We start from the raw sequence: 25815 nt of genomic DNA on the forward strand, positions 1-25815 counted from the left end.
TTCTCCCCTTCAACTAAAAAGGGGAGGAATAGTGTTTGGATTATGAGACTGTTGACGGCTCAGTAGATACTTCTTCTTGTGGCCCAACCGGGTTAGCTGGTGGATCAAGATAGATTCGGCCTTTAGAATCAGAGGCAGGAAAACCCTCTGGGAAATCTTGATTGATTTGCTTAATAAACCCACGTGCGACGATAGCTATAACAAAGCAAAGCGGGAAACCCATTAATATTGAGACGGTTTGTAGAGGCTTCAAACTTTCTGGATTGATAAAGTACAGGGCTAAGGACACGACGCCTGCAAGAACTAGCCAAAATGCAACATTCCATTGAGCAGGGTCATCATTCTCTCCAATCTCTTTTTGTGTTGCAGCTGCCAACGAATAACCAACTGCACAATGGCCTGTGATATATGAGATCAAAGTTATCAAACCAAACGCTGCAACAAACAAAGTGCTCATAGGTAGTTGCTCAAGCATCGCATAAACAACACCACCACGACCTTGCTCATTCATGATCGTCATTAAATCCACGGTACCGTTCATTTGAAGATTTATGCCGATACCAGGGAGAACCATGTAAAAAACCATACAGCCAAGTGAGCCTGCAATTAAGCCACCCATGACAATCTCTCGAATGGTTCGACCCTTTGATATTTTTGCGATGAATAGACCAAACGGGAGTGCATATACAACCCACCAAGAAAAGTAGAAAATTGTCCATGCCTGAGGAAACCCACCTTCTCGAATCATATCTGTTGCGAAGCTCATATAAACAAAGTTCTGCAACATCAATCCTAAGCCATCAACAGACTGGTTAAGAATGAATGATGTCGGTCCACAAATCAGGATGCCTAACAACATGAGTACATCTGCACGCACATTCCAATCACTAAGAGCCGCTACACCTTTCTTTAGACCAAGCACAAGTGCAACTAGTGGGATAAACGTCCATAAAAAGATTACGAATGTATCGAGAAACGCATTACTAGACTCCCAACCCATAACATAAACAATCGCACCAGAAATTAGCGGTGTGCCAAGCGCTAAAGAAGTCATTACGCCACCGACCATACCAAACATGTATAGGAAATTGATAAAGTGACCAGCAAAACCATCAGCATTTTTGCCAATTACAGGCCGAGCAAACTCACTCATTTTTAAAGTAGGTTGCTTTCGCACAAAAAAGAAATAGGCAATTGGAATTGCACATGCAATGTACCAAGCCCAGGCCGACGGCCCCCAGTGGAACATACCGTAAGCGGAAGCCCAACGTGCTGAATCTATACTTCCAGGCTCAACGCCAAACGGCGGAGCTTGCATAATCCAAATCCATTCTACCGCCCCAAGATACAAGACACTGCCACCAGTGCCAGACGTAAAGATCATTCCAAGCCAGGTAGCAGTAGAAAATTCTGGTTTCGTATTCTTGTCTCCCATGACAATGCCACCATAACGCGATACAGCAAGGTAGATACAGAAGATTACGACCGCTGCCGTTGCGATTAGGAAAAACCACCCCAACTCACCAGTGGTAAAAGCATGGAGTTTGCCCATCATTTCATTTGATGCTTTTGGATTAAGCAAAAAGAAAATGGCCATAATAAGTGTTAATATTGTTGCGGGCCAAAAGACAGCTTTATCAATTGTCCCTGACTTAGTTTTATATTCAGGAGTACTCATATTTTCGTCTCTTTCACGTTCTTGTTTAGGAATTGATAACTACTGTACATAACGCGACTGCAGATAGTTCAGAAACTAACATCACTAGTAGTTCTATATTTGACCTCATACACAACTAACTCATATCAACGTTATCAAGGGGGATAAAACTGTGATTAAGAATTGTTTTTTTTCATTCAACGCTAGTTTGGTTGCAAATTGCTACCTTTTTTCTGCAAACACAGAACAAATTGCAACCTGCTATAACTAAAGCGCAAGAAAGACCAATCTTACTTACTTGAACCCCATTTTTATTTAAAGCAGACCTTAAATAGCATTACTTAATACTAAATTTAATGCTCTGTAACCTTTACTACAAACATACTTCATTGATAGTTCCCTTTTATGAAAGGGAACTATCCAGACCGTACTTCTTCATTTTTCTCCAAAGCGTAGCTCTACTAACCTTCAGTACTTTGGCAATTTTGATAACCTTACCATTATGTATTTTCCAAGCATGCAATATCGCATCCTTTTCTATTTCTTCTAGAGATAAAACCTCTACTTCTTGCTTTACATCATCAATTGTATTGTTTTGCTTGATGTCTTCTGGAATATCAGACATCGATATTAAGTCGCCCTTTCGATTGAGCAGAATTCGTTCCATTTTGTTTTTTAACTCAGAGTTGTTCCCATTCCAGCGAAAGTTAATCAAAGCATCAAGAGCTGCCCTATTAATAGATACGCCTACATTATGTCGTTTCTTATAAGCATTAATGAGCGATAATACAGCATACTCAATATCTTCTTTGCGTTTTCGAAGAGGAGAGATTTCGATTTCATTTGCAGAGATTTCGTAATACAACTGTTTACCAAATGCCCCCTGAGTAACGTATTCAAAAACGTCTGAATATGTGCTGCAAATCAACTGGAATTTTACAGGTATTAGCCGCTGGCTATTATACCTACTCACCAGACCGGTCTTTAACAGTTTGAGCAAATTACCTTGCAATTCAGGGTCCAGTTGTTCTATCTTCTCCAAGAATAAGGTGCCACCATGAGCCAGCTCAAACTTTGATGGCTGCCCTCCGCTCCCTTCATCATCATGCCCTAGTATTTCTTGTATAGCGTGTTCAGAGTTTAAGGTCCTACAGTTCATAGTAATAAAGGGACCATTGCGATTAGGGCTCTCGTTATGCATAGCCATAGCGAGATCACTTTTACCAACACCTTCTTCACCAGAAATAAGGATTGGAGATCTCGAATTAACAGCACGTTTTGCTAACCTAATTGTATTCTTCATCTTTTTGGACTCAGATATCAGGTTCGAGAAAGTGTATCTAGCACTGCTTCCAACTTGCTGTTGAGCAAGCTCTCTGATTTTATCAATGGGATGAATAAAGAGAAGGCTCCCTCCATCACTTAAAGGTCGGATTGTAACTATTACCTCAATGAATGAGTCATTAACCTCAACAGTAGTTTGCTTTCTTCTTATAAATTCATGATTTAAAATGCTTTCACGCAAACTTGGTGGGAAGTTAATTATATTGAACACGTCACAGTCAAGAACGCTTATTGCTCGGATATTGAGAATTTCTTCAGCCTGTCTATTTGTTTTTAGAATGTGATGGTCTTTGTTCCACGCAACTAATCCATCGTCCATACACTCTAGTGTTGCATTATAAGTACAACTCATTTTGTTAGACTGTTCCTGCTCCATATTAATATGAAGTTGGCTAGCAATTTCCCTTGAACACGAACTAACAATAACATTAATTAACTCTGAGTGCGCTTCTACTTTGGTGAGCACACTGAAGGTTCCGCGAATACGGCCGAAAGTATCAAATATCGGTGCAGCGGACATACTGTAATTGTGTAAATGCTGATTAAAATGATCAGCTCCAATTACCTCAGACGCTATGTGTGTTTCAAGTACTACACTGACAGCATTGGTCCCAATAACACCTTCGTTGAGGAAACTACCATCTTTAATTCTTAACTGGCCTAACTCTTCGCTGAGTTCCTTATTCCCTAAAGACAATAGGATACAACCATTGTCGTCTGTTACTAACAGAACGACCTGCATATTTTGCATCGAGTCGTATGTGTCCTCAACAACAGTAATTGCAGAAGTAATCAACGTATCGCTCCGACTCAAAAGCGAACGGAGTGTGTAACCAGAAGCTATATGAGGCTTGGACCAATCATAAGGGTTACACCTTTTACTGCAACGCTCCCATGAATCTAATATTGGCGTCAACGAGAAGTCTGGAGAGACCCAATGATGCTTCTGGTAAAATACCCATCTCTTTTTCTTGTCTTCAATTGCCGGCATAAGTGCCCTCATGGATGTTCAATCTAAACGTCTAGACACACTTAGCAAATTGTTACAGTAAGCAATATTTGTCTTACTATGTAGTCAACGTTATCTATATCACACTGATACTATTCAACAAACGTCATATACTACAATGCTTCTCTTGCTAACAATTTAAAGTAACATCTACTGTCTTATTCTAATTATCTTAAAATATTCCATCATTCAGTTTTTTGATCTCAATATTTAATTAACCTCGAAGAGAGTAGTAATGTCCCAAAGTTGAATGTTCGTCATAAAGAGGTAGTTCAGTCAGCAAAATGGTTTCATTTTGCAACCATTTTAACCATTAGTTTGGTCTCATTTTTAAACATCTCCAGATTTTTGTTACTTAGCGCTTCTTCGAATAATTTATCTACACAAATTTCAAAGAACTATTTTGCATTATCGGAGCATATTATGGCGCAAATGAAAGCAATTGAGGCTGCGGTCCTGATTATGAAAAAGGAAGGGGTAAATGTAGTATTCGGTGTACCCGGAGCTGCTATTAATCCTCTTTACGCAGCATTCAAGACAATTGGAGGAATCGAACATATTCTGGCACGCCATGTTGAAGGCGCCTCCCATATGGCTGAGGGTTATACTCGTACCAAAGATGGTAATATTGGTGTTTGTATAGGGACATCTGGACCCGCTGGAACAGATATGATCACAGGTCTCTATTCAGCCTCAGCCGATTCCATTCCAATTTTAACTATTACTGGGCAGGTTCCAACGGCAAAGCTACATAAAGAAGACTTTCAAGGTGTCGACATTGAAGCTATAGCTAAGCCAGTCACAAAAATGGCAATAACGATTCGCGAAGCAGCACAACTTCCGGGAACTTTCCAAAAGGCCTTCTACAAAATGCGATCCGGTCGCCCTGGGCCTGTCCATATTGACCTTCCTATGGATGTTCAAATGACGGAAATCGAGTTTGATATCGATTTGTACGAACCAATGACACCCAACAAGCCTAAAGCCAGCCGCAACCAAATCGAACGTGCCTTGCAAATGCTTAATGATGCGGAAAGACCTATTCTGGTAGCTGGAGGTGGTGTCATTAATGCTGGTGCTAGCCCCCTATTCCAAAGATTCGCAGAAATCACAGGAGTGCCAGTCATTCAAACTCTACGTGGATGGGGAGCGATTTCAGATGATCATGAATTAATGATTGGGAGAATGGGATGTCAGGCTGGCCACCGTTATGGCAACGCTTCCTATCTTGAATCAGACTTTGTACTTGGCATAGGCAACCGCTGGGCAAATCGTCACACAGGCAACATTGAAACCTATACAAAGGGTAGAAAATTTGTCCATGTCGATATTGAACCAACACAGATCGGTCGGATTTTTGGTCCGGATCTAGGTATTGTTTCCGATGCTGAAGAAGCGTTAAAACTGTTTGTTATCGTGGCAACAGAGATGAAGGAAAAGGGAGAACTAAAAGTACGAACAGAATGGCAAAGTGAGTGTATTCAGCGTAAAAGTACAATGCTTCGTCGTACTAACTTCGACAACAAACCAATCAAGCCACAACGTATTTATCAAGAGATGAATGCGGTATTTGGCCCCAATACCCGCTACGTTGCAACTATCGGCAATGCTCAAATCGCAGCTAATCAATTTTTAAATGTACACCGTCCTCGTCACTGGATTAATTCATGCCAAGCTGGACCACTTGGATGGACCATGCCAGCAGCATTAGGGGTTGTAAAAGCAGACCCATCAACCCCAGTAGTCGGAGTTTCCGGTGACTACGATTTCCAGTTTCTTATAGAAGAGCTAGCAGTTGGAGCACAGTTCAAACTGCCATATATCCATGTTCTTGTTAACAATGCTTATCTAGGTTTGATTCGACAATCTCAACGTGCTTTCGAAATTGATCACTGCGTTCAACTAGATTTTGAAAACATCAACGCTCCTGAAGTCAATGGATACGGGGTAGATCATGTTTCAGTTGTAGAGGGTTTGGGTTGCAAAGCAATTCGAGTGTTTGACCCAGAAGAGATAAAGCCTGCACTGCTTAAGGCCCAACAATGGACTAGGGAACATAAGGTCCCAGTTGTTGTAGAAGTTATAACCGAGCGAGTGACCAATATATCTATGGGACCTGATATCGATAAAGTCGTTGAGTTCGAAGAAATTAACGATCTGGTTTAGAAATATGTATTTGTTCTCCGCTTTCAATTAAGCGGAGAATGAAATAGAACAAATTGGAGTAATTATGCCTAAACTTGCAGCGAACCTATCTATGCTCTTCACAGAGTACAAGTTTATTGACCGATTCGAGGCCGCCTCGAGGTCAGGGTTTCAAGGGGTAGAATATCTATTCCCCTACGATTTTGAACCCAAAGAAATCGCCGACAAACTCAATGAATATTCACTAACTCAAGTTCTTTTTAACCTACCAGCCGGCGACTGGGATAAAGGTGAGCGAGGTATTGCCTGCCATCCTGAACGAATTGAGGAGTTTCGTGAGGGCGTTAGCCAAGCTATTCGATATGCAAAAGTACTGAACTGCAACCAACTAAATTGCTTAGTTGGAATTAAGCCAGAGAACGTAACCGAAGAAGACGCTTTTAAAACGACTGTAAACAATTTGAAATACGCCTCTGAAAAGTTAGGTGCCGAAGGCATACAGCTAATTGTTGAAGCGATTAATACACAGGATATGCCTAATTTCTTTATAAACAGTACCCAAAAAGCAATACGTATCATTTCCGAAGTCGGCAAAGATAACCTTCAATATCAATACGACATTTATCACATGCAGATTATGGAAGGTAACCTTGCTCGTACACTTACCGACCACAAAGCTGTTATCAAACACATTCAATTGGCAGACAACCCTGGTCGAAATGAACCAGGAACAGGAGAAATTAACTACCCGTTCCTACTCAAACATATCGATGAAATTGGCTACGAAGGCTGGATCGGCTGTGAGTATGTGCCAAAAACAACGACTGAGGAAAGCCTTAGTTGGATTAAAGAATACAACCTAGTTTAGGTCTAGAAATTACTAAAGGAGTTAAAAATGGCAAATATCGGTTTTATTGGGACAGGTATTATGGGCAAACCTATGGCAAAGAACCTGCAAGATGCAGGTCACACGCTGTACTTCTCTGAACATTTTGAGCCTGCTCCCCAAGAATTATTGGGTGAATATGGTTTTGCTGCTCCAACGCCTGCTGCCGTGGCTGAAGCGTGCGAGTTTATTATTATTATGGTTCCTGACACTCCCCAAGTGGAAGATGTTTTATTTAGTGATATTGGGGTTTCAAAAGGGCTATCAAAAGACAAAATAGTCATAGACATGAGCTCGATATCACCAATCGCCACCAAAGAATTTGCCTCGAAAGTTGAAGCACTTGACGCGCACTACCTAGATGCTCCAGTTTCAGGAGGCGAAGTTGGTGCAGTCAATGGAACACTTTCAATCATGGTTGGCGGTAAAGATGAGATCTTCAAACGAGCAGAACCACTGTTTGACTTAATGGGACAGAATATCACTCTGGTTGGTACCAATGGCGATGGTCAGACTTGTAAGGTTGCCAACCAAATCATCGTCGCACTTAACATCGAAGCCGTAGCAGAAGCTCTTGTATTTGCATCTAAAGCAGGCGCGAATCCTACCAAGATTCGTGAAGCTTTAATGGGTGGTTTCGCGTCTTCAAAGATCTTGGAAGTTCATGGAGAACGCATGATTAAAGGTACATTCGAGCCGGGATTTAGAATCGGATTACATCAAAAAGACCTGAACTTAGCCCTTGAAGGTGCACGTGTGCTTAATGTTAATTTACCAAATACAGCAACGGCTCAAGAGCTTTTTAATACCTGTGCTTCACTAGAAGGAAGTAACTGGGATCATTCAGCCATGATCAAAGCAATAGAACACATGTCAAACCACTGCATTAGATAGGAGATAAACAACTTGAGCGATTTCGAACTAAGCCGTCTTTAGGTTTGGTACGGAATCGCCTTATTCACTTATTAATTTACGAGCCTAACCAGCTTTGTTGCTTATTTCGGTGAAAATACTTGTTATCCCTACGTTGATCAGTTCTTAAACAACATAGTAGGTTTTAGGCATGCCTATCCCAGTTAGCTTGTTGAGTGCTTTAATCATGGCGTAATTCTCACCAACTTGTGCGTTATAATTCCGAAGTGTAAGTGAAGCACCTAGTAGTTGTTTTACGCGATACATAGCGGCCTCCGACAATGACCGCCTAATGGTAACCATACTTCTGTTTCCACTTTTTGTTCGCTCCATAGAGCTTTTGGCAGCCAACTGCTAGGTTAACGTGGATGCCCTTTTCCCCAGAAAGCTGCCCCCTCACGCGGAGGGATTAGAGGTATCGCTTTCTTAACCCTAATCGCCCTATGACGCTCTCTTGTATCATATGCACCATCTCCCGAGATTGCCTTGATGGTTCGACCTGTTTGCTTGAGTAGGTAGGGGAGTACTTCCGCATCGGTCACACCTCAGCTCTGCGACGATTATTTCATGCTCATGTGTATCTGTATCAACCGCAAGATGGAATTTACGCCAGACTCGAACGCTTACCATCAGTTCCATGCTTTTCCACTTTCCATTCTCCCTCACCGTATACTTTGAGCCCCGTTGCATCAATGGCCAGAAAATGCGCTTTACCATGAGAGCCGTCGTGACAGCGAGATCATTAAAAAGCCTTGATTTACCACGTCTGTCCTGTTTAGGTTCTTTCCACTCAATTATGGCCTCCTCGTCAATCCAAAACGTGAGTGAACTTCTGTCGTTCAAGAAGTTATTATACCTACGCCAGTTGGTAGTTTTATAACGAGGCTTCGGCATGAAATCAAAGCCAGTGAATGAACGTCCCTGATCTTGAGATTCTGATTTAGTTTACTCGATTTGTGCAACAAAGCCATTCGCAAATCCAACCTCTCTAAAGTGAATTATTCTTAACAGTGCACTGTATTTTTACAATAATACCGTTCCATGTTCTGTATTTATTTGAGGATTCAAATATGCCATTTCTAGCTAACAATAAGACGCAAAACCTGAACCACTTTTCTATCTATGGTAAGAACAAGAACGGTGACAGACCTGTTTTCGATCTTTCTGAGTCACAGCACAACTATCAACAACTAGCTAACGCTGATATCGGTGACACAATCTACGTCATCAATGTGAACGGTACGATCACAATGGTTTCGAAATCACAGAGATTCGCTCAATAGACTTTGATGGTGAGAAAGGGATCGTTATTTTCGGTAATCCTACAGGTAAGAGAATTGATCTAGAGTACAGCAAATTTGTGAAGGCTCATGGCATCACCGACTCACGCGTAACGCCAGAAGGTAAAATGACAATCGGCTTCAACGTGGTGGAGTTCTAATCATGAAGAAACTAATCCTAGCAATATTATCAACTTCAATCCTAGCTGGCTGTGGTGATGGAAGTTTCAATAACTCGGTTACGCCTGAACCAACCACACAGTGGGCGGATTACACCCAAGAGAGTAATGGAATTACATACCACAAGTATGATAAAGAGTTGAGTGGTGAGCGAGCAATAACTACTGACTGTTTTTTTAAATTAAAGAGTCATCTAGAGGGGGGTAATGAAGAAATTGATATTACTTGGGGTGCTATTTGCGCCCCTTACTTTATCTGCGGATTACACATGCAACATCGCAGATACTGGCAAAAACTATACCGAAACAATTCGTTACCATGACAAAAATGGTAAACCGAGATTGAAGAAGGTGAGAGTATACAGATAATGAAACTCACACAAGGCGACTTATGTCCCTCCTGCTCATTGATAATAACTCTCCCTCCTGATATCCAACCAACTTGTCTTGGTTGCGGGTACCGCTTCTGACAGAAATAAAAACCCTCTAACCGAATTGGCTAAGGGGCTTTTATTTAAAACCAAACAACTTCTTGATACTCACATAGTGCAGAGGAATCCCAAAATTATTTTGATAAAAATCATAAAGTTAAGGTAGAATCACACCTTTTCATGTGATCAAATGGTTTCGCCAAAAATCAATAACCAAATATCCAGATGTGCGAACTCGATATTCTATAGGACTCTCTTACTAATTCTGACCGGATATTAGGACAAGTTGGGCAAATTCTAGCGAGATTTGTCGGCCAAAATTCTCTGACACGGAATTGGACAAAATGTATGGTACGCCCCGTTTTGCAAGTGAAAATCCAAAAAAACGGAGTTGGTTTGCGCTAATGTATTCAGAGTCTAATTGAGACCAATTTACTTTAGCCCCAGCTCTACGATGAGATCCGCGCCAGATTGTCCTCAAAAATGAGAAAGCACTCTAAGTTGCTGTTCTGTCCACAAGGTCTTCAATCTGGTGGTCTAACCGTTTTGTCATCTTTCATTTTCATATGCAAACTTGATTTATCTTCTTATTTCAAAAGGCTTTTTCGTTGCCATAACAGACCAAGCAATCCTTGCTAGCTTATTCGCTAATGCTACCAAAGCAACATTGAAAGGCTTTCGATGCTTTAGCTCTATTAGCCACTTACCAAAATATTTTTCAGCCGTTCCATCTCTCCAGAGTACTGCTCTGGCTGCGTGTATAAAGAGTTCTCGTAATTCTTTATTCCCACGCTTAGAGATCCCAAGCATTCTCGGCTTCCCACCTGTTGAATACTGAAATGGAACGAGACCCAGCCATGCAGCGAAGTTGCGGCCATTAGAAAAATCTTCAGGATCGGACACCGAAGATATGCAGCAAACAGCGGTCATAGGCCCGACTCCAGGTACTGTTTGTAAAATCGTGAATAACTCATTACCACTATTTAGAGTCTCTAGCTTTTTGTCTTGTTCTTTGATTTTGTTATTAAGCTCATTGTAATGATCAAGCTGATTTCGCAACTCAAAAATAAGCAAAGGTGGAACCTGTTGGCCTGTATCAGCCAACCACTGAAAAAGCCGTTTCATATTTGCATGTCCGCGTGGAAAGCTGAACCCAAATTCAGTGAGGATTGAGCCTATACGGTTCATGACTGCGGTGCGCTCTCGAATATAGCCTGTTCTGATTCTTCGGATTACTACTCCTAGCTGCGCTTGCTCAGTTTTAGGTGAGACAAACCTCATCCTAGGTCGAGTTGCAGCTTCAGCAATCGCATCAGCATCAATGAAGTCGTTTTTATGACTCTTAACATAGGGCTTAACATATTGTGGAGGGATCAGTTTAACTTGATGCCCATACTCTTGGCATTTTCTAGCAAGCCAGTGCGCTCCACAACAAGCTTCCATTGCTATTAATACTGGCTCATGAACCGAGATAAACTGAAGTAACTTTGATCTAGAGAATTTGTGTCTATAACGTTGTTGGCCAGCATAGTCATGACCAACGACATGGAAAGTAGATTTACCTAGATCAATACCGATAGTTTTAATAGCCGACATGATGGCACCTCCCGAAGTTCAGCGACATAGCTGAGTTTAGTGTAGGTGTGGGGCGTACCATCTAATTAATGAGTTTCGAAAAATCTAGCATTAGCAACTCATTAATAACTTTAGGTATGGATTGACAGCCTAGTTCTGAGCCCGCAGTCACAGGTACAGTTCACTTTTAGTATTACTTTTATCTCGGAATCTCTCAATAGTGTTGTGAGCCAATCGACTCTGCCGTATTTTTTCTACGGCAGTTGGTCTATAATGTGGTATTTCTATGTCAACAAACCAAATATTGAGCAAATAAAGATGCTACGTAATCTAAAGGTTAAAGGTTTTCGTAACTTCGGTGAAGAGTTTGAGATAAACCTACGTACCGATAAATCATATGAGTTTAACTCACACGCTGTAGAAAATGGCATTGTAGGCAGTGCTGTAATGTACGGTGGTAACGGTGTGGGTAAATCGAACCTTGGATTGGCAATTCTTGACCTTACATGTCATCTATTAGATAGCCCCAACATCATACCGTCTCTGCATCTCAACTACTTAAACGCTAGCATGGATGAAGGTGCACTAGCAGAGTTCACATACACGTTTGAGTTTGATGGTGTAGAAGTTGTCTATCACTATGGTAAAGAGAACTGCGCTGAAACAGTCTTCGAGAACCTCTATATCGACGAAGAAAAAGTCATTAGTATTGACCGTAGAAAATCTGCGCTTGCTTCATATAACTTTGTTGGCGCTGAACACCTAAAGAATGATTTCACGGGTCGTAAGATATCTCCTATTAAATACCTTGAATCGAATGCACTGCTGGAACCAACCAAAGAATCAGCAGCTTTTTTCCAATTCATCAAATTTGTAGAAGGAATGGTATTTTTCCGCACTCTAACTAAAACGACAGAGTTTCACGGTAAACCCCTAGAAACTAAACGAATTTCACAGCGCATCATTGAACAAGATAAACTAGAAGATTTTGAAGCCTTCCTAAATGAGTCAGGAGTGGAATGTAAGCTAATTCAGACTGGTGATGCAGGTAAGGAGCAAATCGAGTTCGATTTTGGTAATAAAAGTATCGAATTTTCACAGATAGCTTCTACTGGTACAGTATCCCTTGGTAATTTCTACTACTGGTACCTTAAAATGCTAAATGAAGAAATTACCTTCGCTTACATTGACGAGTTCGATGCCTACTATCATTTTGCTCTATCCAAACGCATAGTAAAACTAGTGTCTAAAACATCGTGCCAATCGATCATCACTACTCACAACAGCACTCTACTATCTAACCATGTGCTCCGACCTGACTGCTATTACATCCTAGATCAGAATGCTTTGAAGCCTCTGTATAATTTAACCGATAGGGAGTTACGCAAAGCACACAATCTAGAAAAGATGTATCGTGCAGGGGCATTTGATGAGTAGCAACGTCCTATTTGTTTTTGAAGGTGCAGGAGCTGAGCCTAACATTGCGCGAAATCTAAGGAATACGATACTCGATAGAGACAACAAGATCGTAGTTCAAACCACTTACGGAATGAATATCTATAAGTTGTTCCGCGAGATAACAAAGGATGAGTATTTTGATACTTACGAGTTCATTTCCGAACAGCTAGAAAATAGGGAAAACCCAACAGATGATGACTTAGCGGTCATGGAGATAGAAGATCCTGAAAACATAAGTGAAATATATCTATTCTTCGACTACGACTGTCATTGCTCTAACGCTGACGACAATAAAATACGTCATATGGTTGAACTATTTAATGATGCTCAAGATAAAGGCTTGCTTTGTGTAAGCTACCCTATGGTAGAGGCTATTCGCCACCAAAAAGGTAACCAAGTCGAATATCTTACTCACGAAACAACAGATCTGGCCAATTACAAGAGATGGGTAAATGCGGCACCCGAAATGGACAAGCAGTTTCTCAACTGGGGGCTATATACCCAAGATACTTGGAGTAGTATTGCCAAACAGCACTTATCAAGAGCAAACTGCTTGATTACTGACGTTTTGGATCTGCCAACATCGCCAATTTGTATGGTAACGCTATTTGAGAGACAAATGGAGAAGCACCGCCCACATAACCAAGTAGCAGTAATCAGTGGCTTTCCTCTAATGCTTTTAGAGCACTACGGTAGTGACACCTATCAGATATTAGGGTTAGCCGATTAGCTAAACAACGAGTTGTGTCCGGAGATTGCAGGGAATCATAGAAATCATGAACGTTCTGTACACCTTATCGGCGATGATTACTCTCACCTGAAGAAAAAACTCCGTCACGTACCCTTCTAAAGTCGAACACACCATTTACTTGTATAGACGGGCTTGTTCAACACTTGGGATTTAACGTTGGCTGTGCAATGCTTAATACTTATCTATTAAATGGCTTATAGCATCTGATTTAGGTGAAGCATTGGTAGAAACCCACGAACTTTACCAACTAAATCTTTATGTAGGCTATGTTGCAAGCGCTCTACTTCAGTTGCGTTCCAACAAATAACATAAATTCCAGGTAAATTTTTAAGGTTAAAGTTTCCCTTTTTCCGCCACTCTCGCTCAAATGTCCAGTCGATTGAACCGTATTCATAACGAACATGACGCCACTTCTGTGAATTTGGTATCCATTTAGCCTCGCTATCTGGTAGATAGATAACAGGTCTAGCGTCCTCACCAAAAGCGGCATGCTTACTAACTGCAACACCGTAATACCTGTAGCGAAACTCTTTGTTTTCTTGATCATTAGAAGCAAAGTGTTTAAGTGCAGATAATGGAGTTTCTGAAAAGCAAACTGCTGGATTATCGCCTTTAATAAAACCAGATTTTGTACTTCCCAATATCTCACCATCATTCAAAATTTCACACAGAACATCTAAAGCAGAATACTGTTTATCCTGCCCTTTTCCATCTTGCTGCCTTCGACCTATTCTTTCCTTTGTAAGATGAACTAGTGAATTAGTGATATCACCTCTATTTTCGATCATATTCCATGCCAATTAACGCTTATTAGACGGATTTATCCCGCATTTATAGATGACCAATCATAACGCTAATCATATACACGCTCAATCTAATGCCCGTATTGCCTAGCGACTAGGATGTGAATTTAAGAAATTGCCGAAAGTTTAGGTATAATTCCGGCGCATTCTGACCAATAAGATTTTCAACTTGCTCACTCCCCAGAATGAGCATGCTCTTACCCTTTTTCATCGGATAAGATTTGGTAGGGGAAAAGCACGCCCATTAAAATGTGTAGAGCATTTCACCTAACAAGATTTGGGGCAAAATCTTCTCAGAGAAGAAGGCAAACTACGACAAATGGCACCGAAAAGTTTCGCACTTTATTGTCATAGTTCTAATCTTTATTGTTCGAGTTTCAAACTTTGTTGTCCACCGACAGAAGTTGTAGTTGCTAAGCGAAGTAGATCACTAGATAAAGGGATTGCAATACCTAAAACTATCCGTCATATGCTAATTTAAGAGACTCACTAACAAAGTTCTTGTCCACCTTAGAGCTAGTTGATGTGGCTCGCTCAGGTTTGCCCCAAGATGTGTTTAGAGCGCAAGAAACCATCATGAGATTTATTTGTGAAACAAGCTGTTTCCCAATTGTCCAACAGGTTATTGGACAAACTCTAGTAACCAATTATGCAAGAGGGTCTTGCACAATTGCGAAACAGGTTGTTTCGTAAATCACCTCTGCTCCAACCCTGCTCTGATCTCGTCGCTTCGGCAATAGAACTAACTAATGTGCAAAATACCCACATTGCTTATCAAGCAACTATCGAAGATCCCTCGGTAGTTGAACTGTTGCAATTTTTGCAATAGTTGCCCGAGTAACGAGAAAGCTCAGTGATTGCAGATTCTGCAACAACTCACATCTGTCCCATTATCAGTCTTACCGTTGTAGGGAGCGTCATTCCATAAATGAAATTTCCCCGAAAAAAAACTTATGGTAAAGGTAAATGGTATCACCAGACCAATGCGGACATAAATGGAGCAACGTTGTGTGTTGTAAGCCGACATGTAGTGTACGATAGGCAAAAAAAAGCACCATAAGTATAGATTTGGTGCTTGATACACGACAACAAGGAACTTAAAGTTACGTCCAACAGACTAGTATGGGAACTTTGATTTTCAAGTTATTTACACTGACTATTTCCGAATGTTATAGTAGGGTGAAATCAATTCAACTAAATACATAACCAGACTTGCCATGGCTAACAGATAAATGGCAACTTCATTCTGAAGGAGTATCAAAGTAAAAGACTCTACCCAGCAAAATTGCTTCAATGATATCTTTGTGCTGTTCAACTATTGAGGCTGATATCTCAGCATTTACCGCAAATTCTAACATCGATTGATTACCACAAAGATAGTTAGCTTTTTCGGCGGCATTTAATGACTGAACGTAGCTGCAAGCCTTGGCGAAAGTTTGTTGCTTCGACACGATTAATGAATGCGACATTATAGTAGAATCAATCCGTATTACTCTGATTATATGAGCAGTGTTCTTAAATTTCATATCAAACAAATATGTCGATGTTTGAGTCGGGTCTCCCGTAGGGGTTGTCAGCTATGTCATAAGGTGTTTTATTGCAGTGTGACAACACGTCCCCCTTATAACATTCGAACTCCACCTCTGTTGAAACATAAAAACACCCATCAATTTCAATTGTCTCTTGTATATAAGGCACCTTCATTTTTTCCATAGTCGCTCCAATGATTTCCTCTAGCGGCATAAAAAACCACGCGCTTGTTTTTGGTTATGGCTTTCTCGACTATGCCATCTGCCCAAAAAGCGTAAACGAGTGCGCATGACGACAAATGAACCGTTTGTATTGCGATAATGTGTCGCATGCTGCCCCTCACACATTGACTGCCATTCTTAGTTTAAGTAAAGGTCATTCTGAATATCAATCAAGACTAATTTTTAGGAAAAATCATATTGTAAAAAGCGATTGATTATCTAACCTATAAAACACTCAATATTATTCATAAGGTTATTATACGGGGATGACTATTTTTTCTAATGAAGAATGGTTTAGCATCGTAGAGGACGGTGAGCTTTGGGATATACATGGAGACGAATGTTGAGTGTCAGATGGAAATAGATGATGGTTCTGAATACCAATCGGCCATTAAAGTGTATGTTCTGTAGGAGTCGTTGATGTATGGACAAACCAGAGTGTGTGGAGTTACATCTATGTATTAAAACAAGTAGAGGTGGATTTATCTTAACCTCCAGCAACACCTCAAGAGCAGAGAGCATCACCTATTGGCTCATGACTCCCAGATAGAAGCGTGAAGTTGAGTACTATGTGTTTCTAGTTCGGGATGAACAAGCAGTAGACTTTAAGTTCATTTCGAAAGAGTGGGCTGACTTTTTGCTAGAAAAGTGGAGATAGTACTTCTTTGTAAATGTTCTGCGTGATAAGGAGGCAGTAAAGACATTACATTGATTTATACTAATATAATAATGTTAGTTCTATGTTGCTAAGTCCAGCGTTACATGTGTTGCTAACTAGAGTTTAGTAGGAGACCATTATGAAAAAGATGATCGTGTTATGCTTGCTCTTTCTCTCTATGGATGGAGAAACGTCTGAAAAGCAACTGGTTTATCTTGTTTCAGATTTGAGAATACCCTTTTGGGAAATTATGAGTAGAGGAGTTACTTCGAAAGCAAACGTCTATGATTACGACGTGCTTGTCCTCTCTGCCAACAATGATGCTAAACAAGAATTAGAAAACCTTGTAGTGGCCATCGATATGAAGGCTGATGCCATTATCATGTCTCCTACGAATTCTTCTGCTGCGGTGACCTTGCTTAATTTGGCAAAACAAGCCCAGATCCCTGTTGTCATTGCCGATATTGGAGCAGAGAGTGGCGACTACTTGTCCTACATAAAATCAAACAATCTCCAAGGAGCCTATGATTTAGGAAAAATGCTTGCAGCTAAGATGGAGCGTAGCTCAAGTGTTGACGGCACCGTCGGTATTATCGCAATTCCCCAGATGAGAGTGAATGGTCAACAGAGAACACAAGGTTTCATTGCTGCTCTTGATGAAAGTGGTATAGACGTTAATGGCCTTTATCAGCAAGTGGATTTTAGCTATCAGGAAACATTTGATTATACAATCGAAATCTTAACAAAAAATCCTAGAACGCGTGCTATTTGGCTACAAGGTTCGAACAGGTATCAAGCTGCTCTTGATGGTATAGCGAAAATGGGTAAAGAGAGGGAGGTTTTGTTGATTTGTTTTGATGCAGAGCCAGAGTTTCTGGAGCTGCTCAGAACGGATGTTATTGTTGGAGCTGCGATGCAACAACCTTTTAAAATAGGAGAGCGTTCAGTCGAGACTGTTTATGAGTTTTGGCAGGGCGCAAAGATTGAATCCACACAAGAGCTTAAGGTGCTTGCTGTGGACAAAAATACCCTTGATAGCCAAGAAGAAGAAATTAAAAGAAATGTCCTCGGTTTGGATTAGAAAGGGACCTGATGGGGAAAATGAACGCTTCTTCCAAGTCCGTCGCTCTCATAAGAGTGACCATGCTAGTTATCATGCTCAGCATCAGTCTCGTGATAGCTATCTATACAACGATTACTCTTTCAATTGAAAAACAAGCACTCTCAAAGCACATCAATAAACAAGTTGAAATGAGCTTAATTACACTGAGTAATAATATTGCTCCTTTGATGCAAGCGTATGCTATTAATGAATATAAAAAAATCATCTTAAATGAAGCAAGAGAAAGAAATTACCAAGCTATTGTGGTTTATGACAATCAGTTCGCCAAAATTCTTAATCGAGATAACTATGTTTCGGGTGTAACAAAAGTCAATGGTGAAATTTCAGAGTGTGACGAGGAAAAGGGCTATTTGTTTGGTGATGAGTTTGTCATAACAAGCATGCCTATTGAATCACCAAACGGTGAGGAGATTGGCAAAGTAAAGATCAGTGTTTCTGATAGCATTATTAAGGATAAGATGTATGAGTCGCTTTTTCATGCCCTACTCTCAGGTCTAATACTTAACGCTGTTATCTTATCGATATTATATTTTCTTTTACAACGGTTTGTATCGAAACCCTTAGCGAGTTTAAAGCTTCAGTTAGAAGTTGATGAAGTCAATGCAATTCCCAATCGGGAGTTGAAGCTCAGTGGGTATAATGAAATTGATGGTTTTATTCGGGTTGTCAACCAGATGTTTTCAACAATCAAAGCAACGCGAATGAAGCTGCTGGAAGAACAGAGAGATTTGAATAGTGTTATTGCAGCAACCAAAATTGGCACTTGGTACTGGAATATAAAGTCGGGTGAAGTTAAATTTAATGAAAGATGGGCAGAGATGCTCGGCTATCGCTTAGCAGAGCTTGAACCACTCACTTTCAAGACTTGGGAAAAGCTCTGTCATCCAGAAGATTTTGTTCAATCAGAAGAACAATTAAAGCGCCACTTTGAAGGTTTTCTTGAAGTTTATGAATGTCAATGTCGTGTTCAACATAAATCTGGACAATGGCTTTGGATACTCGCTCGAGGACAGGTGGTGAAATGGGACAAGACTGGTGAACCGATAGAGATGTTTGGGACACATCTTGACGTAACGGAAAAGAGCCATGCAGAAGAAGAATTGAGAATGTCAGCGAGTGTTTTTGACAACACGAGAGAAGGTATTTTAATTCTTGATAATTTGGGGTTAGTTCGAAGAGTTAATGAAGCGTTTATTTCAGCTAATGACTACAGTAGAGAAGAACTATTGGGTCACTCTTTAGAGTCAATGATAGATGAAAGTGAATCTCAGGTTCGCTATGCCGAACTGAAACAAAAAGTGTTAAGTAATGGGTTTTGGCGTGGTGAATTATGGCTCGTAAGAAAAGATGGTCAAGCTTATCCTGAACTTGTCAGCATAACGGCTGTTAGGGACTCTCAAAATAGGCTATCTAATGTTGTTGCTCTGTTTACCGATATATCACGCCTTAAAGAGCAAGAGAAGCAACTAGAGTTACTTGCACTCTATGACCCCCTCACGAAACTGCCTAATCGTAACCTATTGGTGACCAAAGTCAGTGAGTTACTAAAATTCAATGAATTCGGTCGATATATGGCAGTTCTTTTTATTGACCTCGATGACTTTAAAAAGATTAACGATTCTTTTGGACATGAAGTTGGCGATGAGGCGCTAAAATTACTCGCTTCTACCTTGAGTAAAAACATTCCTTCAAACGATATTCTAGTAAGGTGGGGGGGAGATGAATTTATTATTATCCTTAATAATGTTCGGAATGAAACTAAAGTAAAATCGTACGCTTCAAAGCTACTCAATATAATTTCTACAATGAGATTTAAAACAGATCTGATTCACCCACAGTCCTTCTCTGCGAGTATTGGTGTAACTATGACGGAGGCGGATAGTGTCACAGATATAGAGCACCTTATTCGACAAGCTGACCTAGCTATGTATGAATCGAAACTGCAGGGGGGGAATAGTATGGCATTCTTTAACCCTGAGCATGATAGAAGTAAGCGAAAACAACATGCTAAAAAGCGACAGTTGGAACAAGCCGTTTCTGAAAATGAGCTGGAACTATACTTTCAGCCAAAAATGAACCTGAGAAGCAATGAGGTGGTAGGAGCAGAAGCCCTTCTTCGTTGGAATCACCCCGACAAAGGAGTGTTAACCCCCGAGCAATTTTTGTTTGATATAGAGACTCCCTCGCTGCAATGTGAGATTGGTGACTGGGTAATGACTCAAGCCGTTCATCAAGTGTCCGAGTGGATGAAATGTGGCATGGATATACAATTGTCTATTAACGTATCCAGCTATCAATTGGATGATATCAATTTTACCAGTCGCCTAAGAGCGCTATTGTCTCAATATAAGGTTCCTCCAAGCTATGTGCAGATAGAAATTCTTGAATCGAGTGCTCTAGAACTGGTAGAAAGAGCTCAGGCGGTGATTGAGCGTTGTCAGTCGTTTGGGGTGAGTGTGGCAATTGATGATTTCGGAACTGGCTATTCAACCCTCTCTTATTTAAGAGATCTTCCCGCTGATGTGTTGAAAGTCGATAAGAGCTTTATTATTGGTTTGCAAAAAGATAGTAAGAACTGGGGGCTTTTGAAGGCGGTGATGAGTTTGGCCTCAACCTTCGACAAAACGGTTGTGGCAGAAGGTTTAGAAGATTGGGACGCAAAGGAGTTGTTATTGGAAGTAGGATGTGAAATTGCCCAAGGTTATGCGATAGCGCGGCCAATGAAGATAGAGCAATTTAACCGTTGGTATCGACAAGAACAGGTAGCGGTATGAGAAAGAAGAGCCATTGTTACGTATGACTAAATGGAGAAATGATTTCGAGTTGCCTTTCTGCACCCTATTTCGCAATTTTCCTTACTTTAGATATTTTGAAAATATCCATTTTGAGTTGGTGCTTTAACAAGCTTCTGTCCAGAAGCCTGTTACGTGTGACCACTTCGAATTTTGTTATCAACAAGCGATCCCATCGCAATGACTATCATCTTCACCAGATAGCAACGTCTCAGTTTTTATGACAAGTTTTCGCTTGAAAAAGCGTCAAAATCAGCCCAATTTACAAAAAAATATGACAACTGCTATAATTGAAGTCCAAAAAGATAAATCATTAGCCTAACTCACTGTTAAAGATAGAATTTGTCAACAGCCGTCGAAACTTCTGTCTCATTAAATTTCCAAGGGTGTGAATTTATGGGCAAAGTCTATGATGGCTTGCACCGTATCAGCTTCTTAATCAATGAAGAAGGTGTGATTGAGCATGTATTTAATAAGTTCAAGACTAAAACTCACCACGAAGTAGTGCTTGATTACTTGAACGACAAAGCATCTTAATACACCTTGTAGTTCGGGACATTCAATTCAAAAAAGCCTCGCTTGTTTAGCGAGGCTTTTTTACTCTTTTCAGATAGCTAAGTGGCGTGCTGAGTGCCATCATCATGACTTGGTAGTGCATTCCAAACCGCTTTAACTAGCGTTGCCAATGGTATGGCAAAGAACACTCCCCAGAAGCCCCATAATCCACCAAATACCAAGACCGCAACGATAATTGCTACCGGGTGTAAATTCACCGCTTCAGAGAAGAGTACTGGTACAAGAACATTACCATCCAACGCTTGGATAATACCGTATGCTACAAGTAACCAGTAAAATTGTGGTGCTAAGCCCCATTGGAACAGACCCACCATAGCAACGGGAACCGTAACGGCTGCTGCACCGATATAAGGGATAAGTACTGAGAAACCAACCAACACGGCCAACAAGACCGAATAACGAAGATCTAGAATAGCAAAAGTGACATAACTTACTGTACCAACAATCAAGATCTCCAATACCTTACCACGAATGTAGTTAGAAATTTGCTGGTTCATCTCGATCCAAACTTTATTCGCTAGACGACGGTTACGAGGTAAAACGCCGCTCGCCATGCTGACCATCTCTTCTTTATCTTTTAATAAGAAGAAAACCAGTAACGGTACTAAAATCAAATATACCGCTAGCGCCGCTAAACTAACGAGCGATGCCAGAGAGCCTTTCACTACATTTTCACCTAAAACGAGAACTTTATCTTTCACGTTACCCATAATGGTTTCGACTAAATGAATCTCAGCGAGATCAGGATATCGTTCAGGTATCGTTGCAACAAACTGCTGCATGCCGTTATACATATTTGGAATATCATTCAGCAAGTTTCCAACCTGATTCCAAATTGTTGGTACTAAACCAAAAATTGCTAACAGCATTAAACTGATGAAGAGGAGGATGACCGCTACTACTGATAGGGTTCTCGGTACACCAAGTGCGCATAGTTTGCTAACCGGCCACTCTAATAAGTACGCCAAAACAATCGCCACCAATAGCGGAGCAATCAAATTACCGAAGAAGTAGATGGTAATAAATCCAAATAACAGAATTACTACCAAGCTCACTGCATCTGGGTCTGAAAAACGTCGCTTATACCAACGACGGACCATATCTAGCATCAATTAATCATCCTGTTTACGAATATTGATAACGCTCACTTCACCTTCAATCCTATGATGTATTGCCGCATTCTGGATAGATAAGTATTGAAGGACGTCTGAGACTGAGTGTTTGTCGATTAATCTCACCGACAATAGTTGCCCTATTTCAATCTGTTTAAAAGCGCGCTTGACCAAGAGTAATGACATCGGGCATCGTTCTTCCACTAAGTCTAGATGTATATCGGTCATACACTTTCCATTTGAACAGCGTTGAAACTAAACATATACGCTACGAATCTCTCAAAGTCATCCATTGTAAAGACTTTTGATAGCATACCCAACCAGTAAGTGTTACAGAAACTATGAATAATGGATATTCACACAAACCAGAGATAACAAAATACAGCTAAGCCCGAGAATGAGAAAACCTTTCCTATCCCAGTTCCGTATGCAAAAATGAGTGGCAAGAGGATAAGGTAGGAAACCAAGTTAGGATTTCATGGTCAAAACTACCACATTTTAAGGAGTCACCTCAGTCGTATGTTGAAACGCGCCCGTTCATTGATTTGCCTATGCGTTGCTACCGCATTAAGCGTCCCTCAAGTTGCCTATGCCGAACTCGATCTTCCTGATATCGGAACTGCAGCAGGGGCAACGTTGACCATAGATCAAGAACTTATTTATGGTGATGCGTATATGCGGATGATTCGCGCTAGCTCTCCAATTGTTAATGACCCAGTGCTCAACGAGTACGTTGACTCTATTGGCCATCGATTGGTTTCCAGTGCTAATGATGTAAAGACCCCTTTCACCTTTTTTATGATACGCGACCGTAACATAAATGCTTTCGCATTCTTTGGTGGTTATGTCGCTTTGCATACGGGGCTGTTCCTTCACGCCCATACTGAAAGCGAACTGGCCTCCGTTATGGCGCACGAAATCGCCCACGTCACTCAGCGCCACTTAGCGCGTAGAATGGAAGACGAAGCTCGCCGTTCACCCGCTACCGTTGCAGCACTTGTTGGTTCACTCTTATTGGCGATTGCTTCCCCTCAAGCGGGTATGGCAGCGCTCACAGCGACCACCGCTGGTTCGATGCAAGCTTCTATCAACTATACACGCAGTAACGAAAAAGAGGCCGACCGATTTGGCATTGCCACTCTTGCTCGCGCAAAGTTTGATGTCAACGATATGCCACGTTTCTTCGGTCGTCTTGCGGATGAATATCGTTATGCAAGCAAGCCGCCACCAATGTTACTGACTCACCCACTTCCAGAAGATCGTATTACCGACACTCGTGAGCGAGCTCAGAGCTATCCGCCACTACGAGTACAGCCTTCGATCAATTATCACTTGGCTCGGGCTAGAATTGTGGCCCGCTATGCTGGAATTAAGTCCGCTTCGGCAATGGATTGGTTCGAGCGAACTGCTCGTAAAGCCGGGCCGAAAATTCAGGACTCTTTCGAATACGGCAAAGCCCTAGTGTATCTAGACACAAATAAACTCGATGAAGCTGAAGCGATACTCGACAAGCTTTTAAAGAAAGATCCAAACAATAATTTCTATCTTGATGCAGCATCCGATCTTTACATTGCTCAAAAGAGGCCTGAAAAGGCAGCCGAGCTGATGAAAGAAGTCTTAACTGTTAAGCCTAATAACCCAGTCATCACTATCAATTACGCCAACGCGCTACTCAAGGGCGAAAAATACAAAGACTCAATTCAAGTTCTCCAGCGATACACTCACGAGCACCCTAATGATACTAATGGCTGGCACTTGTTATCGGAAGCTAACATTAAACTAGGCAACAGTGCCGAAGATCTCGCCGCACGCGCTGAAATCTTGGCATTGAATGCTCAGTGGGATAAATCTATTCAGCTTTACTCTCAGGCTAGTCAACTGGCCGAGTTAGGAAGCCTAAAACAGGCTCGCTATGACGCACGTATTGACCAATTACTGGTACAACGTGACCGTTTCATGGCATTACAATAAAACCAAAAAGGAATAGCCATCTATGTCAGTCACCATTTTTCATAATCCACGTTGCTCTAAAAGCCGCCAAACTCTTGCTCTTCTTGAAGAAAAAGGCATTCAACCAGAAGTAGTTAAATACCTAGATACTCCACCAACAGTAGAAAAGCTCAAAGAGATTTTTGGTCAGCTGGAATTAGAAAGCGTTCGTGCGATGATGCGTACTAAAGAAGATATTTACAAGGAACTTAATCTAGCAGATCCAGCACTGACCGATGATCAACTGTTTCAGGCTATGTTCGATAATCCAAAGCTAATCGAGCGTCCTATAGTGGTCAGCAACGGTAAAGCAAAGCACGGCCGCCCACCTGAGCAAGTGCTAGACATTCTATAATGCCATGCCAAATTCTGGTGCTTTACTACAGTCGACATGGAAGCACCAAGCAACTCGCTCGCGCAATAGCGCGAGGAGTTGAATCAGTCGAGCAATGCCAAGCCATTCTGCGTACAGTGGAAGAGTTGACGAAAGAGTCAGACTCAAACAGTGGCGATCCGGTTGTCTCCATCAAGGAGCTAAAGCAATGCGACGGTTTAGCTATGGGGAGTCCAGTTTGGTTTGGCAACATGGCTGCTCCTTTGAAGCATTTTTGGGATCAAACCACCAGCTTATGGATCGCTGGAGACCTAATCGATAAACCCGCTTGTGTGTTTACCTCATCATCTTCATTGCACGGCGGCCAAGAAAGCACCGCCATGAGTATGCTACTTCCTCTGTTACACCACGGAATGATGATTTTAGGTATTCCCTATAGTGAGCCACAGTTACATACCACGACAACCGGTGGAACGCCTTACGGAGCATCACACGTAGCAGATTCAAGCACACAACTTAGTATTGAAGAGTCAGAGCTAGCTTTTGCGTTAGGAAAACGCTTGGCACAAACCGCCAGAAAATTGAAGTAATGGAATCATGATAGCAATCCCTTTTAAAACCAAAACCATGCGCATCTTTGCACTGGCAGCCAACTTAGCATTGCTAACTTGGGTCACTGTTTGGCACGGCTATTTGTCTCCACACCCTCACATTAGCCCCACTGCGATTACAATCGCTTGGATAATTCCGCTGCTATTACCGTTACCGGGTATTATCGCGGGAAAGCCTTATACCCACGCTTGGGCGAACTTTGTGTTGATGTTGTATTTTCTGCATGCACTAACACTGCTTTATGCCGATGAAGGAGAACGTTGGCTAGCATTAGTAGAACTTCTACTCACCTGTTCGGCCTTCGCAGGAAACATCCTCTACGCCAGATTAAAAGGAAAGGAGCTTGGACTTAAGCTGCCAAGACTGTCTTCGGTAGAGAAAAAGGAAAAGCAACGCTTCGAAGAGTAGGCTTTGAAGAAGAAGGATAGGTTCTTGTTT

The 25815-nt window shown here is 41.3% G+C and carries 20 protein-coding genes and 2 pseudogenes; 14 read left to right on the plus strand and 8 right to left on the minus strand.

All coding sequences use genetic code 11. The features are described 5' to 3' along the window. Positions 1-40 precede the first annotated feature (40 nt). The gene (locus tag L2W36_RS19195) at positions 41-1678 is read right to left on the minus strand and encodes a BCCT family transporter (protein ID WP_065311676.1); all 1638 of its coding nucleotides are present in this window, start codon (positions 1676-1678) and stop codon (positions 41-43) included. Between the two features lie 382 nt (positions 1679-2060). After that, complete coding sequence (gene dhaR, locus L2W36_RS19200) at positions 2061-3992, minus strand: dihydroxyacetone kinase operon transcriptional regulator DhaR (RefSeq protein WP_062458285.1); 1932 nt, start codon at positions 3990-3992, stop codon at positions 2061-2063. Positions 3993-4433: 441 nt separating this feature from the next. Here dhaR and gcl point away from each other — a divergent pair, with 441 nt between their 5' ends. The 3 genes from gcl to L2W36_RS19215 all read left to right on the plus strand — a co-directional run bounded on the left by gcl (position 4434) and on the right by L2W36_RS19215 (position 7935). Further along, positions 4434-6176 carry a glyoxylate carboligase gene (gene gcl, locus L2W36_RS19205; protein ID WP_062458238.1) on the plus strand — a complete coding sequence of 581 codons (1743 nt, stop codon included), beginning with the start codon at positions 4434-4436 and terminating at the stop codon, positions 6174-6176. A 64-nt stretch (positions 6177-6240) separates the two neighbouring features. Beyond that, positions 6241-7023 carry a hydroxypyruvate isomerase gene (gene hyi / locus L2W36_RS19210; RefSeq protein ID WP_062458240.1) on the plus strand — a complete coding sequence of 261 codons (783 nt, stop codon included), beginning with the start codon at positions 6241-6243 and terminating at the stop codon, positions 7021-7023. 27 nt (positions 7024-7050) lie between these two features. Beyond that, positions 7051-7935 (plus strand): 2-hydroxy-3-oxopropionate reductase, encoded by an 885-nt coding sequence (locus L2W36_RS19215; protein WP_062458243.1) that lies wholly within the window; start codon positions 7051-7053, stop codon positions 7933-7935. 144 nt (positions 7936-8079) lie between these two features. On the opposite strand, the pseudogene L2W36_RS19220 reads toward L2W36_RS19215, so the two are convergent. Continuing rightward, positions 8080-8847, minus strand: a pseudogene (locus L2W36_RS19220) (IS5 family transposase). 176 nt (positions 8848-9023) lie between these two features. On the opposite strand from L2W36_RS19220, the gene L2W36_RS19225 reads away from it, so the two are divergent. Both L2W36_RS19225 and L2W36_RS19230 read left to right on the plus strand, forming a co-directional pair. After that, complete coding sequence (locus L2W36_RS19225; protein ID WP_062458246.1) at positions 9024-9236, plus strand: hypothetical protein; 213 nt, start codon at positions 9024-9026, stop codon at positions 9234-9236. Positions 9237-9396: 160 nt separating this feature from the next. Further along, entirely contained in the window at positions 9397-9735 is a 339-nt protein-coding gene (locus tag L2W36_RS19230; RefSeq protein WP_062458249.1) for a hypothetical protein, read from the plus strand. Between the two features lie 687 nt (positions 9736-10422). Here L2W36_RS19230 and L2W36_RS19235 read toward each other — a convergent pair. After that, positions 10423-11439, minus strand: a complete 1017-nt coding sequence (locus tag L2W36_RS19235) for an IS110 family transposase (protein WP_062458251.1) — start codon at positions 11437-11439, stop codon at positions 10423-10425. Between the two features lie 297 nt (positions 11440-11736). Between L2W36_RS19235 and L2W36_RS19240 the strand changes: the two genes are divergently transcribed. Both L2W36_RS19240 and L2W36_RS19245 read left to right on the plus strand, forming a co-directional pair. After that, positions 11737-12855: an AAA family ATPase gene (locus L2W36_RS19240; RefSeq protein ID WP_017101203.1), complete on the plus strand. Its 1119-nt coding sequence runs from the start codon at positions 11737-11739 to the stop codon at positions 12853-12855. Continuing rightward, positions 12848-13606, plus strand: a complete 759-nt coding sequence (locus L2W36_RS19245) for a hypothetical protein (RefSeq protein ID WP_062458254.1) — start codon at positions 12848-12850, stop codon at positions 13604-13606. Before L2W36_RS19240 ends, L2W36_RS19245 begins: the two co-directional genes overlap by 8 nt. 215 nt (positions 13607-13821) lie before the next feature. Here L2W36_RS19245 and L2W36_RS19250 read toward each other — a convergent pair whose 3' ends face one another. Together L2W36_RS19250 and L2W36_RS19255 are read right to left on the minus strand one after the other, a co-directional pair. Further along, the gene (locus L2W36_RS19250) at positions 13822-14415 is read right to left on the minus strand and encodes a hypothetical protein (RefSeq protein WP_062458257.1); all 594 of its coding nucleotides are present in this window, start codon (positions 14413-14415) and stop codon (positions 13822-13824) included. Positions 14416-15671: 1256 nt separating this feature from the next. Then, a complete protein-coding gene (locus L2W36_RS19255; protein WP_006071381.1) occupies positions 15672-15899 on the minus strand; it encodes a hypothetical protein in 228 nt (75 codons plus the stop codon). A 1079-nt stretch (positions 15900-16978) separates the two neighbouring features. Between L2W36_RS19255 and L2W36_RS19260 the strand changes: the two genes are divergently transcribed. The 3 genes and pseudogenes from L2W36_RS19260 to L2W36_RS19270 all read left to right on the plus strand — a co-directional run. Then, positions 16979-17920: a substrate-binding domain-containing protein gene (locus L2W36_RS19260; RefSeq protein ID WP_062463939.1), complete on the plus strand. Its 942-nt coding sequence runs from the start codon at positions 16979-16981 to the stop codon at positions 17918-17920. Positions 17921-17982: 62 nt separating this feature from the next. Next, complete coding sequence (locus tag L2W36_RS19265) at positions 17983-20736, plus strand: bifunctional diguanylate cyclase/phosphodiesterase (protein ID WP_236111206.1); 2754 nt, start codon at positions 17983-17985, stop codon at positions 20734-20736. Between the two features lie 408 nt (positions 20737-21144). After that, positions 21145-21291: pseudogene (locus tag L2W36_RS19270) on the plus strand (thioredoxin-dependent thiol peroxidase); the annotation flags it as partial. Between the two features lie 77 nt (positions 21292-21368). Here the strand turns inward: L2W36_RS19270 and L2W36_RS19275 are convergent. Then, the gene (locus L2W36_RS19275) at positions 21369-22439 is read right to left on the minus strand and encodes an AI-2E family transporter (protein WP_124940166.1); all 1071 of its coding nucleotides are present in this window, start codon (positions 22437-22439) and stop codon (positions 21369-21371) included. A gap of 3 nt (positions 22440-22442) precedes the next feature. Further along, the gene (locus tag L2W36_RS19280) at positions 22443-22670 is read right to left on the minus strand and encodes a sulfurtransferase TusA family protein (RefSeq protein ID WP_006072847.1); all 228 of its coding nucleotides are present in this window, start codon (positions 22668-22670) and stop codon (positions 22443-22445) included. A gap of 291 nt (positions 22671-22961) precedes the next feature. On the opposite strand from L2W36_RS19280, the gene L2W36_RS19285 reads away from it, so the two are divergent. Genes L2W36_RS19285 through L2W36_RS19300 form a run of 4 tightly spaced genes read left to right on the plus strand, consistent with a single transcriptional unit; the run spans position 22962 to position 25785 of the window. Next, positions 22962-24413 (plus strand): beta-barrel assembly-enhancing protease, encoded by a 1452-nt coding sequence (locus tag L2W36_RS19285; protein WP_006072846.1) that lies wholly within the window; start codon positions 22962-22964, stop codon positions 24411-24413. 22 nt (positions 24414-24435) lie between these two features. Then, on the plus strand, positions 24436-24786 hold the full coding sequence (gene arsC / locus L2W36_RS19290; protein WP_006072845.1) for an arsenate reductase (glutaredoxin): 351 nt from the start codon (positions 24436-24438) through the stop codon (positions 24784-24786). Next, positions 24786-25355, plus strand: coding sequence for an NAD(P)H:quinone oxidoreductase (gene wrbA / locus L2W36_RS19295; RefSeq protein WP_006072844.1), 570 nt, complete (start codon positions 24786-24788; stop codon positions 25353-25355). The genes arsC and wrbA overlap by 1 nt, the downstream gene beginning before the upstream one ends. A gap of 7 nt (positions 25356-25362) precedes the next feature. Next, positions 25363-25785 carry a DUF2069 domain-containing protein gene (locus L2W36_RS19300; protein ID WP_006072843.1) on the plus strand — a complete coding sequence of 141 codons (423 nt, stop codon included), beginning with the start codon at positions 25363-25365 and terminating at the stop codon, positions 25783-25785. Positions 25786-25815 lie beyond the last annotated feature (30 nt).

The organism is Vibrio sp. McD22-P3, from assembly GCF_021568915.1.
Taxonomy (GTDB): domain Bacteria; phylum Pseudomonadota; class Gammaproteobacteria; order Enterobacterales; family Vibrionaceae; genus Vibrio; species Vibrio mediterranei.

Excerpts from the sequence above, each read along its gene's own strand:
- L2W36_RS19195 (WP_065311676.1), bottom strand. The coding sequence starts at position 1,678 with ATGAGTACTCCTGAATATAAAACTAAGTCAGGGACAATTGATAAAGCT.
- dhaR (WP_062458285.1), bottom strand. The coding sequence starts at position 3,992 with ATGCCGGCAATTGAAGACAAGAAAAAGAGATGGGTATTTTACCAGAAG.
- gcl (WP_062458238.1), top strand. The coding sequence starts at position 4,434 with ATGGCGCAAATGAAAGCAATTGAGGCTGCGGTCCTGATTATGAAAAAG.
- hyi (WP_062458240.1), top strand. The coding sequence starts at position 6,241 with ATGCCTAAACTTGCAGCGAACCTATCTATGCTCTTCACAGAGTACAAG.
- L2W36_RS19215 (WP_062458243.1), top strand. The coding sequence starts at position 7,051 with ATGGCAAATATCGGTTTTATTGGGACAGGTATTATGGGCAAACCTATG.
- L2W36_RS19225 (WP_062458246.1), top strand. The coding sequence starts at position 9,024 with ATGCCATTTCTAGCTAACAATAAGACGCAAAACCTGAACCACTTTTCT.
- L2W36_RS19230 (WP_062458249.1), top strand. The coding sequence starts at position 9,397 with ATGAAGAAACTAATCCTAGCAATATTATCAACTTCAATCCTAGCTGGC.
- L2W36_RS19235 (WP_062458251.1), bottom strand. The coding sequence starts at position 11,439 with ATGTCGGCTATTAAAACTATCGGTATTGATCTAGGTAAATCTACTTTC.
- L2W36_RS19240 (WP_017101203.1), top strand. The coding sequence starts at position 11,737 with ATGCTACGTAATCTAAAGGTTAAAGGTTTTCGTAACTTCGGTGAAGAG.
- L2W36_RS19245 (WP_062458254.1), top strand. The coding sequence starts at position 12,848 with ATGAGTAGCAACGTCCTATTTGTTTTTGAAGGTGCAGGAGCTGAGCCT.
- L2W36_RS19250 (WP_062458257.1), bottom strand. The coding sequence starts at position 14,415 with ATGATCGAAAATAGAGGTGATATCACTAATTCACTAGTTCATCTTACA.
- L2W36_RS19255 (WP_006071381.1), bottom strand. The coding sequence starts at position 15,899 with ATGTCGCATTCATTAATCGTGTCGAAGCAACAAACTTTCGCCAAGGCT.
- L2W36_RS19260 (WP_062463939.1), top strand. The coding sequence starts at position 16,979 with ATGAAAAAGATGATCGTGTTATGCTTGCTCTTTCTCTCTATGGATGGA.
- L2W36_RS19265 (WP_236111206.1), top strand. The coding sequence starts at position 17,983 with ATGCTAGTTATCATGCTCAGCATCAGTCTCGTGATAGCTATCTATACA.
- L2W36_RS19275 (WP_124940166.1), bottom strand. The coding sequence starts at position 22,439 with ATGCTAGATATGGTCCGTCGTTGGTATAAGCGACGTTTTTCAGACCCA.
- L2W36_RS19280 (WP_006072847.1), bottom strand. The coding sequence starts at position 22,670 with ATGACCGATATACATCTAGACTTAGTGGAAGAACGATGCCCGATGTCA.
- L2W36_RS19285 (WP_006072846.1), top strand. The coding sequence starts at position 22,962 with ATGTTGAAACGCGCCCGTTCATTGATTTGCCTATGCGTTGCTACCGCA.
- arsC (WP_006072845.1), top strand. The coding sequence starts at position 24,436 with ATGTCAGTCACCATTTTTCATAATCCACGTTGCTCTAAAAGCCGCCAA.
- wrbA (WP_006072844.1), top strand. The coding sequence starts at position 24,786 with ATGCCATGCCAAATTCTGGTGCTTTACTACAGTCGACATGGAAGCACC.
- L2W36_RS19300 (WP_006072843.1), top strand. The coding sequence starts at position 25,363 with ATGATAGCAATCCCTTTTAAAACCAAAACCATGCGCATCTTTGCACTG.